At 46.0% G+C, this 13,710-nt stretch carries 12 protein-coding genes; 4 read left to right on the plus strand and 8 right to left on the minus strand.

Annotated elements, in window-relative coordinates; translation table 11 throughout:
- Window positions 1-9 precede the first annotated feature (9 nt).
- Window positions 10-1,986, minus strand: coding sequence for a monovalent cation:proton antiporter family protein (locus AC6H3C_RS06320; protein ID WP_497519841.1), 1,977 nt, complete (start codon window positions 1,984-1,986; stop codon window positions 10-12).
- Window positions 1,987-2,062: 76 nt separating this feature from the next.
- Window positions 2,063-3,850, minus strand: coding sequence for a translation elongation factor 4 (gene lepA, locus AC6H3C_RS06325; RefSeq protein ID WP_497519842.1), 1,788 nt, complete (start codon window positions 3,848-3,850; stop codon window positions 2,063-2,065).
- A gap of 249 nt (window positions 3,851-4,099) precedes the next feature.
- Here lepA and AC6H3C_RS06330 point away from each other — a divergent pair, with 249 nt between their 5' ends.
- The 3 genes from AC6H3C_RS06330 to AC6H3C_RS06340 all read left to right on the plus strand — a co-directional run bounded on the left by AC6H3C_RS06330 (window position 4,100) and on the right by AC6H3C_RS06340 (window position 7,556).
- Window positions 4,100-4,789: a lipid-A-disaccharide synthase N-terminal domain-containing protein gene (locus AC6H3C_RS06330; RefSeq protein ID WP_497519843.1), complete on the plus strand. Its 690-nt coding sequence runs from the start codon at window positions 4,100-4,102 to the stop codon at window positions 4,787-4,789.
- A gap of 1 nt (window position 4,790) precedes the next feature.
- On the plus strand, window positions 4,791-5,756 hold the full coding sequence (locus AC6H3C_RS06335) for a GDP-mannose 4,6-dehydratase (protein WP_497519844.1): 966 nt from the start codon (window positions 4,791-4,793) through the stop codon (window positions 5,754-5,756).
- A gap of 153 nt (window positions 5,757-5,909) precedes the next feature.
- Window positions 5,910-7,556, plus strand: coding sequence for an AMP-binding protein (locus AC6H3C_RS06340; RefSeq protein ID WP_497519845.1), 1,647 nt, complete (start codon window positions 5,910-5,912; stop codon window positions 7,554-7,556).
- 163 nt (window positions 7,557-7,719) lie between these two features.
- Here AC6H3C_RS06340 and groL read toward each other — a convergent pair whose 3' ends face one another.
- The 6 genes from groL to AC6H3C_RS06370 form a co-directional block, all read right to left on the minus strand.
- Window positions 7,720-9,351, minus strand: coding sequence for a chaperonin GroEL (groL, locus tag AC6H3C_RS06345; protein ID WP_497519846.1), 1,632 nt, complete (start codon window positions 9,349-9,351; stop codon window positions 7,720-7,722).
- Between the two features lie 35 nt (window positions 9,352-9,386).
- The gene (locus AC6H3C_RS06350; RefSeq protein WP_497519847.1) at window positions 9,387-9,665 is read right to left on the minus strand and encodes a co-chaperone GroES; all 279 of its coding nucleotides are present in this window, start codon (window positions 9,663-9,665) and stop codon (window positions 9,387-9,389) included.
- 323 nt (window positions 9,666-9,988) lie between these two features.
- Entirely contained in the window at window positions 9,989-10,348 is a 360-nt protein-coding gene (gene secG, locus AC6H3C_RS06355) for a preprotein translocase subunit SecG (protein ID WP_497519848.1), read from the minus strand.
- Between the two features lie 13 nt (window positions 10,349-10,361).
- Entirely contained in the window at window positions 10,362-10,958 is a 597-nt protein-coding gene (locus AC6H3C_RS06360) for a DUF8458 domain-containing protein (protein ID WP_497519849.1), read from the minus strand.
- Entirely contained in the window at window positions 10,958-11,488 is a 531-nt protein-coding gene (locus AC6H3C_RS06365; RefSeq protein WP_497519851.1) for an LptE family protein, read from the minus strand. The genes AC6H3C_RS06360 and AC6H3C_RS06365 overlap by 1 nt, the downstream gene beginning before the upstream one ends.
- The gene (locus AC6H3C_RS06370; protein WP_497519853.1) at window positions 11,475-12,707 is read right to left on the minus strand and encodes a sigma-54 interaction domain-containing protein; all 1,233 of its coding nucleotides are present in this window, start codon (window positions 12,705-12,707) and stop codon (window positions 11,475-11,477) included. Before AC6H3C_RS06370 ends, AC6H3C_RS06365 begins: the two co-directional genes overlap by 14 nt.
- A gap of 388 nt (window positions 12,708-13,095) precedes the next feature.
- Between AC6H3C_RS06370 and AC6H3C_RS06375 the strand changes: the two genes are divergently transcribed.
- On the plus strand, window positions 13,096-13,701 hold the full coding sequence (locus tag AC6H3C_RS06375; protein ID WP_497519854.1) for a hypothetical protein: 606 nt from the start codon (window positions 13,096-13,098) through the stop codon (window positions 13,699-13,701).
- Window positions 13,702-13,710 lie beyond the last annotated feature (9 nt).

Genomic DNA, 13,710 nt, shown 5'->3' on the forward strand with positions numbered 1-13,710 from the left:
GGGCAACGGCTAATTTTCCTGGCCAAATAAGTCGAAAGCCTGGGCAATTTGTTCCTGTTTTCCCAAAATATAAACGGTGTCTGATTCCTGAAGCAACACATCCGGGTCAGGGTGTTCCATCAGATCGTCTTTTCGCAGGATAGCCAGTAAGGTGATGTCGTAAACCTTTCGGAACTGGATCTCACGAATGCTTTTTCCAATCAGGCCTGAGCCTTCGCGAACTTTCAGAGCAACAATATTCAGGTTCGGAAGTTCTTTGAAAATTTGGTTGGAGTCATCCGACTCATCGCGGAAGATCCCGTAATGATGATCACGGATTTTGGCAACCACCCGGTTAATTTCCCGCTGCGGAACCAACCGTTTATTCAACACCCGATCGAAGAGGTTGATGGCTGTTTCAAATTCTTCGGGAATGACCTGGTTGGCGCCGTTGCGGTACAGTTCTTCAACATCAGAAACATACTTGGTGCGGACAATGATAAAAATCTGCGGATTGAGATGCCTGATCCGCTCAATGATCGTCGTGGCGACAATCAAATTTCCAACCGACAAAACAACAATGTCGGCTGTTTGGATGTGCGCTTTCTCCAGGATGGGTTCATTGGTGGCATCGCCGTAGATCACTGTTTCGCCCCGGCTCTGCATTTTTTTAACAATACCCGGATCAAAAACGATGGAGATATACGGAATATTCAGGCGCTTGGCCATGACCGACAGGTTGACCGAACGCGAATCTTTTCCGATAAAAACAACATGATCGTGATAATCAGGAATTTCTATTTGAGGCAGGGGGAATAACCCTTCGACCACATAAGCCGGCAAGGGTAATTTTAATATCCAGTTCGCAACCGGGCGCGATATCATAATCAGTAAAGGAGTCACCGACATACTGACAATGGCTACTGCCAGAAACAATTGGTAATAGTAGGGAGGAATGATCTCGAACTTAAGGCCTGACTGGGCCAGAATAAACGAGAATTCACCGACCTGGCACAAGGCAAAACCAACCATGATGGTCCCGCGGAGCGTATGTCCGAGCACAAATGCCGTACCCGACGCAATCAGCATTTTGATGACCAGCACCAGGATCACCGTGGAAAGCACCAGGCCCGGATGATTGGCGATAAAGCTCAGATCGAGCAACATGCCGATACTGACAAAAAAGAAGCTGGTGAAGGTATCTTTAAACGGGATCAGATGGCCGAACGCGTTGGCGCTGTATTCCGATTCGGAGATCATCAGGCCGGCAAGGAAAGCGCCGAAAGCCAGCGAAATACCCATTTTCGATGTCAGCAGGGCCACCGACAGGCAAATCACAAAAATACACATCATAAACAGCTCCTGGTTTTTGGTGTGGGCCACCATTTCGAGCACTTTGGGCATGAGCCACCGGTTTCCGATATACACCAGCCCGATCAGGATCACTGTTTTTCCAAGCAACAAAAGCAACTGATCTCCCTGTCCGCTGACTTCGCCTCCCAGCACCGGGGTAAAAAGGAGCAAAGGAATCAGAATAATATCCTGAAAGATTAAAATACCAACCACCGTGCGGCCGTAATTTGAAGTAATTTCTGAGCGCTCCTGCATCAGTTTCAGAACCACGGCGGTACTGCTCAATGCGGTTAAAAAACCCACAAAAAGAGCGCTTTCCCAGCCCAACTGGTACAAGCGGGCAACCAGCATGGTAACACCGGCGGTTAAAATCAACTGCATAAACCCGCCGGCAAACACAATCTTCCTGATTTTGAATAAATGGTTGATTGAAAACTCCAGACCGATGGTAAACATCAGCAGCACCACGCCAATTTCGGCTAACAATTCTATTTGATGAGGCGAGCCGATTAAACCCAATGCGTAAGGTCCGGCAACAACTCCGGTTAAAAGATAACCAATGATGGTAGGTACTTTTATCCTGGTAAACAAATAGTTTACCGCTGTAGACAAGGCAAAAATAGTGACGATATCTTTTAACAGGCCCAGTTCCATAGGTTCGGTTTCCGTTTTTTCAGAATAACGTCCGGCTAACAGATAAATTTCAGTTCCCGGGTGATTTATGTTCCGTTTAGTCGAGTTTTAAAACGGCCATAAACGCTTTTTGCGGTACCTCCACGTTACCTACCTGCTTCATCCGTTTCTTGCCTTTCTTCTGTTTCTCAAGCAGTTTGCGTTTGCGGGTAATATCGCCGCCGTAACACTTGGCCGTTACATCCTTCCGTACGGCCTTAATGGTTTCGCGGGCAATAATTTTCGCGCCAATCGCAGCCTGAATGGCAATATCGAACTGCTGACGGGGGATTAATTCTTTCAGTTTTTCGCACATACGGCGTCCCAGGTTGTAGGCATTGTCAACGTGAATTAATGACGAGAGTGCATCTACCATCTCGCCGTTCAGCAGGATATCCAAACGTACCAGTTTTGCTGGTTTGTAGCCGGTCATGTGGTAATCAAACGAAGCATATCCGCGCGAGATGGACTTCAGTTTATCGTAGAAGTCGAACACGATTTCACCCAGGGGCAAATCGAAAGTCAGCTCGGCGCGTTCGGCAGTCAGGTAATCCTGTTTTGTCAGGGTACCTCGTTTTTCAAGGCAAAGCGTCATCACCTGGCCGATGTAGTCCGATTTTGTGATGATTTGTGCCCGGATATAGGGTTCTTCAATCTCGTTAATTTTATTTGACGACGGCATCCCGCTGGGATTGTAAACCTGGAGGGTTTCACCGTCGGTGGTGTGTACGCGGTACGATACGTTTGGCACGGTGGTAATCACGTTCATGTCGAATTCGCGATCCAGGCGTTCCTGAACGATTTCCATGTGCAACATGCCCAGGAAGCCGCAGCGAAACCCGAATCCCAGCGCAGCCGATGCTTCCGGCTCATAGGTCAGGGAGGCATCGTTCAGTTGGAGTTTTTCCATCGACGAGCGGAGGTCCTCGTAGTCTTCGGCGTCAATCGGGTAAACCCCGGCAAATACCATCGGTTTTACTTCTTCAAAACCTTCAATGGCTTTGTCGCAGGGCCGCAGGCGGTGGGTAATGGTGTCGCCCACTTTCACTTCTTTGGCCATTTTAATTCCCGAGATAATATAACCCACATCACCGGCGCTCAGGCTGGCACGGGGTTCCAGTCCCAACCGGAGCACCCCGATTTCATCGGCATCGTATTCTTTTTTTGTATTGACGAACTTTACCAGATCGCCTTTTTTGATGGTGCCGTTCTCAATTTTAAAATAGGCGATGACCCCCCTGAACGAGTTGAAAACCGAGTCAAAGATTAAGGCTTGCAAAGGAGCTTCCGGGTTGCCTTTGGGCGCGGGAATTACTTCGACAATCCGCCGCAGGATGTCTTCCACGCCTTCTCCGGTTTTTCCGCTGGCCCGGATAATATCCGTCCGTTTACACCCGATCAGGTCGATAATTTGTTCTTCCACCACTTCGGGCATGGCATTGGGCAGATCCATTTTATTCAATACGGGAATAATTTCGAGGTCGTGCTCCAGCGCCAGATACAAATTTGAGATGGTCTGGGCCTGAATTCCCTGTGTTGAATCGACGATGAGCAGGGCGCCTTCGCATGCTGCAATGGAACGGGAGACTTCGTAGGAGAAGTCGACATGTCCCGGGGTATCGATCAGGTTCAATACATATTTTTCACCATCCTGTTCATAATCCATCTGAATGGCATGGCTTTTAATGGTGATTCCACGTTCTTTTTCCAGGTCCATATTGTCCAGCACCTGCTCCTGCATGTCCCGTGCGCTCACTGTATTGGTGAATTCGAGCAAACGGTCGGCCAGGGTACTTTTCCCGTGATCAATATGTGCAATAATGCAAAAGTTACGAATTCTGTTCATCTGAATTTTTGTGTTTTACTTTCGAAACTGCCGCTATCTGAATGATTTAATCCATCTGTGCCGTATCATGCAGGGTCATCCCGTTTGATCATGCTTCAATGAACTATCAATCAACCACTCCGGCAGTGGTTTTGCGCAAAGATATTTAAATTTTGGGAACAATTACAGGCCGTTGTGCTGTTAACTGTTCTCTTTTCGTACATCTGCCATATAATTCAGTTATCTTTGCACCTTTGAAAATTAGTTCAGATGGATCATTTTCTTGTTATTTCAATTGGCTTGTTATCACAGATTCTGTTTTTTGGAAGGACAATCGTCCAGTGGTTTAAATCGGAGCATGAGGGGAAGGTTTTGTCGCCCACGTTATTTTGGAAGATTAGCTTGCTTGCATCTGTTTTAATGCTCATCTACGGGATTTTAAGAGATGACGCCGCTATCCTGATCGGGCAAATCCTGGTGTATTTTATTTATGTTCGAAACATTCAGTTAAAAGGAGACTGGAAGCCCATGTCCTGGTTTCTTCGGGCAGGTATTCTGGTCACTCCGTTAATCATACTGGGATTTCTGTTTTTCGGAACGGCTTATACGCTGGATACTTTCTTTAAAAATGAAAACAATCCTTTATTGCTGATGATTTGGGGAATCTTGGCTCAAATCATTTTTATTTCGCGTTTCTTTTACCAGTGGCTTTATTCCGAGAACAAAAGAGAGTCGGTTTTGCCGGTCGGTTTCTGGGTCATCAGTATTTGCGGATCGGCCATGATTTTTATTTACGGTCTGCTGCGCTTTGACCTGGTTTTGCTTGCATCCCACAGTCTTGGTTTGTTTATTTACCTGAGAAATATCCTGATTCATTATAACAGGAAAAGCTTATTCAGCCGGTTAAATATACCGGCAGTTCATAAACTGATTGCTTACGTATCCGAAAAAATTAAATAACATGGCAACAATTGTAGTTACCGGTTGTGCCGGGTTCATTGGTTCGCACTTGTGTGAAAAACTGTTGGCAGAAGGTCATCGGGTGATAGGTGTCGATAATTTCGATCCTTTTTATGATAAAACCGCCAAGCAACGGAACCTGAGCGGATTTCGTTTAAACCCCGGGTTTGAATTTCTGGAATTTGATCTGGCCGAGTTTGATGTGTTGTCCGGTAAGCTGGAGGATAAACCGATTGATGCCATCGTTCATTTGGCCGGAAAGGCCGGCGTCCGACCGTCGATTGAAGATCCGGGAGGTTACATTCGCGCCAACATCGTCGCCACCCAAAATCTGTTGGACCTGATGAAGAACAAGGGGATCAAAAAAATGGCTTTTGCTTCGTCTTCATCGGTTTACGGGAACAGTAAAGAGATTCCGTTTCACGAAGAACAGGATGTGAGTAACCCGATTTCACCCTATGCCTTTACCAAAAAAGCCTGCGAGTTGATTAATTATACCTATCATTCGCTTTACGGGCTCGATATCGTAAATATGCGTTTTTTCACGGTTTTCGGTCCCCGTCAGCGCCCCGATCTGGCCATTCACAAATTTACCCGCCTGATTATGAATGATGAAGAAATTCCGATGTTTGGCGACGGGAGCACATCGCGCGACTATACGTACTACGAAGATACGGTCGACGGTATTTGCCGTGCTATCGCTTACCTGTTTGAAAACGAACAGGTGTACGAAACGGTTAACCTTGGCAATAACCAGCCGGTAACGTTGATCGATATGATTGTTGCCATTGAAAAGGCCACCGGGAAAAAAGCCCGGATTAAACAACTCCCGATGCAGGCAGGCGATGTGGACATTACCTTTGCCAACATCGGCAAAGCCAACAGACTGTTTGGTTACCAGCCGAAATATGCTTTCGACGAAGGGGTGAACAATTTTGTACGCTGGTACCGGGAGATTACATGCTAAATGAACCGGTTTTTTAAAACTGTGGCTTCGTTGAAGACGTATAAAGACTGTACTAAAACTTGTTAAAAGGTGATGAGGTGTCGCAGAATTGATTATTTTTGCTGATCTTTTTTGTTTTTTCCTTTGTTATTGAGGAAGTTATGTGGTGAAATTATGGGTGGATCGGAAAAATTAACGATGCCTGCCATGTTGCAGGCCAGTTTTGAACGTTATTATGATCGGAATTCGTTGGTGTTTGCGGGAGAAGAAAGCAAAACTTACCGAGAGTTGCAATCAGAAGTTGAAAATTTAGGAACTCAGTTGCGTACGATGGGCATTTGCCGGGGTACAAAAGTCGCTATCCTTAGCGCCAATATGCCTAACTGGGGTGTTGCCTTTTTTTCCATTGCTTCGGTTGGAGCCGTTGCTGTGCCTGTTTTACCCGATTTTCATACCAACGAAATCCGGAACATTCTTCAACATGCAGAGGTTGAAGCCGTTTTTGTTTCTGACGGCCTGCTGAACAAACTTGAACCGGATGAATATCCTTTGTTGAAGATCATCCGGATCGAAAACTTCAGGGAGGTAAACAGTGAGGATTATCCGATATTTAACAGCGCTGAAGAGCCGATTGCTTTTGAATACGAGGATGTTGACGAAGACGATTTAGTGTCCATTATCTATACGTCCGGAACCACAGGTAAATCAAAAGGGGTGATGCTGACACACAAAAATGTGACCTGGACAGCAAGGCAAAGTTATTATTTCCAGGATATTAGCCCTTCCGACCGGTTTTTGTCGGTGTTGCCACTTTCTCACACCTTTGAAAATACATTGGGGTTGATTTTCCCGGTTATGCACGGCGCGTCGGTTCATTATTTACGGAAACCACCCACAGCGCCTGTTTTATTGCCGGCTTTGCAGGTGGTGAAACCAACTATTATGCTGGTTGTTCCGCTGATTATCGAAAAAGTTTACAAAGGAAAAATTTTGCCCCAGATCAACAGCAATCCAATCACCAGGAGGTTGTATCCAATCAGGCCGTTTAAGAAGCTATTAAGCCGCATTGCCGGAAAAAAACTCTATCAAACTTTTGGAGGGGAACTTCGTTTTTTTGGCATTGGCGGCGCCAAACTGGATGACCAGGTAGAGCGCTTTCTGATGGATGCCGGCTTTCCGCTTGCGATCGGCTACGGGTTGACCGAAACTTCGCCTCTGCTGGCAGGCGCTGTCGGCAAAAATGTCCGCTACCTTTCTACCGGGATACCACTCCGGGGAGTTGAGTTGCGTATCGCCAACGCCAATCCGGCAACAGGAGAGGGCGAAGTCCAGGCCAGGGGAGAGAATGTGATGAAAGGATATTACAAAGAGCCAAAACTTACAGCTGATGTTTTTACCGAAGATGGCTGGTTTCGGACAGGCGACTTGGGGAAATTTGATAAATCCGGTTTTCTGTACATTAAAGGACGGATTAAAAATATGATTGTAGGCGCAAGCGGCGAGAATATCTATCCGGAAGAAATTGAATCGTTGATCAACCGGATGGAGTTTGTTCTGGAATCGTTGGTTATTCAGCAAAAGGGGCGTCTGGTGGCAATGGTCCATCTGAATATGGAAGAAGTTGAGGCCCGTTTTAAGCAGATGAAAGAAGAAGCCGTCCAGAAATTTAATTACCGGGTTGATGAAATCCTGAATGAAATTCAGCAAAAAGTCAATGAAGAAGTCAATAAATTTTCGCGGATTCAGATGATTGTTCTTCAACCGGTTCCGTTCGAAAAAACGCCGACGCAAAAAATCAAGCGTTTTTTGTATTATTCGTAAATGTAAAGTTTCTCTGTAAGCGATATTGATCCCTGGTTTTCTAAACCGGGGATTTTTGTTTTCGGCCGAATTTGGAATAAGCTGTTCTGCGGAATAAAACCGGCTTAAAAAAACAGCGCAACCGGAATGGCTGCGCTGTGCTATGTATTATTTTCTTTGAAGATTACATCATACCGCCCATGCCGCCGCCCATTGGAGGCATAGCCGGAGCTTTCTCTTCTTTCTCTTCAACCAAAACACATTCGGTGGTCAGGAACATTCCGGCAATTGATGCCGCATTTTCCAGCGCAACGCGGGTTACTTTGGCCGGGTCGATTACTCCGGTTTCCAGCAGGTTCTGATACTCATCCGTGCGGGCGTTATAGCCGAAGTCGCCTTTGCCTTCACGAACTTTTTGTGCCACAACGGCGCCTTCTTTACCTGCATTAACCACAATCTGGCGAAGCGGTTCTTCGATGGCGCGTTTCACGATTTCGATACCGGTTGTTTCGTCATCGTTTTCGCCGGTCATTCCTTCCAACACAGCTATGGCGCGGATGTAAGCGACACCGCCTCCAGGTACGATTCCTTCTTCAACAGCGGCGCGGGTTGCGCTCAGGGCATCGTCAACGCGGTCTTTTTTCTCTTTCATTTCAACCTCAGAGGCAGCGCCAACATAAAGAACTGCAACGCCGCCGGCCAGTTTAGCCAAACGTTCCTGCAACTTTTCACGGTCGTAGTCAGAAGTTGTCGCTTCAATCTGGCGTTTGATCATCGCTACACGCGCATTGATGGTTGCCTGATCGCCGGCTCCTGCCACAATCGTTGTATTTTCTTTGTCAACAGTAATCTTCTCGGCGTTACCCAGCATATCCAGAGTGGTATCTTCGAGTTTCATGCCTTTTTCTTCGGTAATTACGCTACCTCCGGTTAATACGGCCAGGTCTTCCAGCATTTCTTTACGACGGTCGCCAAAGCCGGGAGCTTTTACGGCGCAAACTTTTAACGAACCACGCAGACGGTTAACAACCAGGGTTGCCAGCGCTTCGCCGTCAACATCTTCGGCAACGATCATTAACGGGCGACCGGTTTGGGCGGTTTGTTCCAATACCGGAAGCAGGTCTTTCATGGTGCTGATCTTTTTGTCGTGGATCAGGATGAACGGATGATCCAGCTCAGCGGCCATTTTTTCGGTGTTGGTAATAAAATACGGAGAGATGTATCCACGGTCGAATTGCATCCCTTCCACCACGTCGACATAGGTTTCGGTGCCTTTTGCTTCTTCAACCGTAATGACACCTTCTTTGTGTACTTTTTCCATGGCTTCGGCAATCAGGCTGCCGATTGCTTCGTCGCCATTGGCCGAAACTTTGGCAACTGATTTGATTTTGTTGAAATCATCACCAATATTTTGAGATTGATTTTTGATGCTTTCCACGACTTTGGCAACCGCTTTGTCGATACCGCGTTTCAGATCCATCGGGTTGGCTCCGGCAGTCACGTTTTTCAACCCAACCTGGATAATAGCCTGTGCCAATACGGTTGCAGTTGTCGTACCGTCGCCGGCGTCGTCGCCCGTTTTGCTGGCCACTTCTTTTACCATTTGGGCGCCAATGTTTTCGTAGGCGTCAGCCAGTTCAATTTCTTTGGCTACCGTTACCCCGTCTTTCGTAATCTGGGGAGCGCCGAATTTTTTCTCGATCACCACATTACGGCCTTTCGGACCAAGTGTCACTTTTACGGCATCAGCCAGTTTATCAACCCCTTTTTTCAGTTGGTCTCTTGCTTCAATATTGAATTTAATTTCTTTTGCCATCTTTCTGTTTCTTTAAATAGTTCTGTTTTTACTAATTATGCAATGTATAATACATCCGTTTGTGACATCAACAGGTATTCGGTTCCGTCAACGTTCAATTGGGTGCCCGAATACTTTCCATAGAAAACAGTGTCGCCAACATTGATTTCCATTGGCTCATCTTTTTTTGCAGCGCCAACTAAAACCACTTTCCCTGCTTGTGGTTTTTCTTTTGCTGAGTCGGGAATGATGATTCCGCTTGCTGTTTTAGATTCTGCTTCCTGTGGTTGAACCAGGATTTTTCCTGCCAGGATTTTTCCTTTTAATTCTGCCATGTTTTCAAATTATTTTAGTTAAACATTTTTAAATTTCACACCCTGTTCTATCGAATTTTGTGCCAAAGGCAAAGCGGCAAAAAAAATGGGACAGGAAAGACAAATTTACATCAATCTTTGGCGGATGACAAGCTGTTTCGTATCTAAGTGGTTTATTCTGAATGATTTTGTCTGATGTCATTTTTACTGACAGGCTGACAGGCAGGCAGGGGCAGATCAGTGCGGCAAACCACCCAGGAAAAATTCCCCTTATTTCGTGAAATAACAAAAAAGGCTTACTTCTGAAAAGCAAGCCTTTTGACAGACCAGATTTTGGTATATTTTTATTCCGCAGGCGCTTCTTCCGTATTGGAATTGCTGTCTGCTTCAGGAACGGTCATCGGGAAATTAGGAACGGCATTCGGGTCAACGGCGCTTTCTACCTGCCTTTTAATGGCTGATTGTTGAGCTTCTTTGGCTGAACGCGGGATAAATGCGCTGCCTGCAATAGAAAGGACCAGTAACGCTCCGGCTAAAACCCAGGTTGCTTTTTCCAGAAAATCGGTAGTTTTGCGAACACCCATAATTTGATTTGACGCCTGAAAATTACTGGCTAAGCCACCACCTTTTGAGTTTTGTACCAAAACAATCAGGATTAATAGGATACAGGTGATAAAAATTAAAACAGTGATCAACGTATACATGATTTGTTGCTATTTAGTTCATTAATTTTTTGATTTCCTCAATTTGACCGGCAAAGTAAACATTTTTTTCCGGATATTTCAAACTTAATTTTCCGTAAACCAGAATTGCCTGTTTGTAAAGTCCCTGCCGGGCGTAAATCTTTGCCAGGGTTTCCGTAACAAACTCACTATCCGGTTTTTTCGTCAAATCAGCTTCCTCGTCTGCCTGATGAAGGGTTTCAGCTGTTTGTTCTTTCTTTTTTCGCAAGGTACGGACCAGGTCGGATAAAGACTCTTCTTTTTCTTCGGGAACGGGCAGGTGGTACGATGCGGATGACCGGAATTCTTTTGAAAGGCTCTCCAACTCATCCTGCACATGACCGGTAACGATGCCTGAATCGTCGTGCATCAGGAATTGGTATAAACGTTTTCGGTCGGCAAGCCTGATGGCTCCTTTTTGCAGGTAAAATTCAAAAGAGGGATGATTTAGTTTTTTCAGATTCTTCAACAGCAAAATCCATCCTGCCTGGAATGCCGGATATTCCTCAACGATTGACTTCATCAGGTCGAGGCTTTTTTCATCCAGCTTATCCGGATGTTTCAGGAAAGTATGGATTTCGGCAGAAAACATTACCAGTTTGCGATTGATGCGTTAAAAATATCGTCGGTAAGCTTCACCAGTATTTCTTCCATCAAAGCGTCTTCCACCTCGTTTAACGATTGGGTACTGTCGTAATCTTCGTAGGCCGAGAATGATTTTTCCCAGTCGTCGCCGTGATTTTTATTGTTGGTATATTTTACCTTGATCGTAACCGTCAGGCGGTTTTGAGCAGCCAGGTCTCCCTCTTTAATATTCATCGGACGGGTTTCGTAGCCGGTAATTTGTCCTTCAAACTCCAGGTCGCCTCCTTCCGAAAGCATGTCGAGCGAGGTTTTCCGGGTCAGTTTATCCTGTAAGGCCTCGGTAAGTTGCTGGCTTAAATTGGGATTAACCAGGCGCGCCCGGTTCGGAAAATAATAAACCGAAAAGGTTTTTACATCCGGCGAAATGGCGGCTCCTGTAAAAGAGTAGGAGACACGGCAACTTTGCATGAGCGGTGCGAGGGTCCACGCGATTAAAACCCAAATGAGAAATGAGCTGGCAGATTTAGTCGATATCATATTCTTTAATTTTCCGGTATAGGGTACGTTCTGAAATGCCCAGTTCCTGTGCGGCATGTTTACGTTTCCCTTTATGTTTTTCCAATGCTTTCCGAATCAGTTCAATTTCTTTGTCTTCGAGTGAAAGTGACTCTTCAACAAATTCTTCCGTGTCCTGAATATCGTTGCGTTCATCCGGTTCGAACGGCGCCGGGCTTACCGGCGGTTTTTCGGCGGCAAAATGAGTTGGATCTTTTTGGTAAAGGTTCCGGATGATTTGGGCATTCTCGGCATGAAACTCAGTTGCATTGCCCCCTTCGTGCATTAAGTCGAATACCAGTTTTTTCAAATCGTTCATGTCTTTTTTCATGTCGAAAAGAACCTGGTACAGGATTTCCCGTTCTGTGGCAAAGTTTTTTTCATCGACGCCTTTGTAAAGCGCCGGAAGTTGCGGACGACCTCCCGATGGCAAATAATGGCGCATGGCAGGGCCGGTGATTAGCCTTTCCTGCTCGATGACCGAAATTTGCTCGGTGATATTTTTTAACTGACGGACATTCCCAGGCCAGTTGAAGTGCTCAAGCGCTTCGCGCGCGTCATCGTCCAGCCGGATGGGCGGCATCCGGTAACGCTCGGCAAAATCCTGTGCAAATTTTCGGAAGAGCAGCGAAATATCATCGGGGCGGTCTCTCAGCGGCAATACCCGGATCGGAACCGTGTTTAAGCGGTAATACAGGTCTTCTCTGAATTTTCCGGCTTCAATGGCATTGGGAATTTCAACGTTGGTTGCTGCAACTACGCGCACATTGGTTTTCAGTACTTTCGACGAGCCGACTTTGATAAACTCTCCGGCTTCCAAAACGCGCAACAGGCGTACCTGGGTCGAAAGAGGCAACTCGCCGATCTCATCCAAAAAGATCGTGCCGCCGTCTGCTTCCTCGAAATAGCCTTTCCGGTCGGCCAAGGCGCCGGTAAACGCGCCCTTCTCGTGCCCGAAAAGTTCAGAATCGATTGTTCCTTCGGGTATGGCCCCGCAGTTTACTGCAATATATTTTCCGTGTTTTCTGGCCGAAAAATGATGGATAATCTGTGGAAATACTTCCTTCCCGGTGCCACTTTCTCCTGTGATCAGGACCGATAAATCAGTTGGCGCCACCTGAACCGCAACTTCGATTGCCCGGTTTAAAGCCGGCGCATTCCCGATTATTCCAAATCGCTGCTTAATCTCCAGAACATCCATATTTCAGTTTTTCCTTTTTAATTCAGCAAAGTTACAATTTTAAGATTAACCCTGCTTGTCAAGTTGTTGTTCCCGTCATTAAAATTCCGGTTTTAAGTTTATTTAATAAAGCCGAAAATGAGTTTCGATTAATTTTCGCCACCATCGATTTTAAAATAAATATATTATAGCGGGTTATTTTTAATTTAAGGATGCGTTGAAGTTCAATACAAACCAGGTAAATTAACGATAACATGAAGAAATCTTTGCTTCTTTTTTTTATCATTTTTTCGACAACAAGTTTCTTTTGTCCGGCAGCTTCACCCGGGAACGAAGAAACCGGTTTAATTGAACTCAGCACTTGTACTACCAATACGTTGGTTTCATTTAAGGCGATACCGAGTTGTTTTTGAAAGGGATGAATTTGGGGGTGGCTGTTCCCGGCACCGTCCCGGGAGAACTGGCGGCTACCGCATCGCAGTACGCGCGTTGGTTTGCGCAAATGAAGGCGATCGGGTATAATAATATTCGGGTTTATACCCTGCATTACCCGCGTTTTTACGAGGAGCTGGCCAAATACAACCTGGCTCACCCGGAGAGTCCACTCTTATTGTTTCAGTGCATTTGGCTGGAAGAACAGGACGGTGAAATTGATCTTTACGGACAGGAAGGTGACTTTGAAACGGAGATCGGGGAAGTGATTGATTGCGTGCATGGCAACCAGACCATTCAGTCCCGGTTTGGGAAAGCTTACGGAACCTATACGGCCGACGTGTCTCAATGGGTGATCGGTTACATTATTGGTCGCGAGGTGTTCCCCTGTGAAATTGCTGTCACAAATGCGAACAATGCTGGTGTGAGTTCCTTTTCGGGAAACGATCTTTCCATAAATAATTGCTCGCCGGCCGAAGCCTGGATTTTCAAAAAAAGATATTCAGTATATCGGGCAACTAAAAATCGGTCAGCTAAACGATCCGTACAGCTTTTTGTATCCGGTGAACCGGAATTCGGATAGTATCTATCC

This window comes from Gaoshiqia sp. US2, assembly GCF_059705485.1.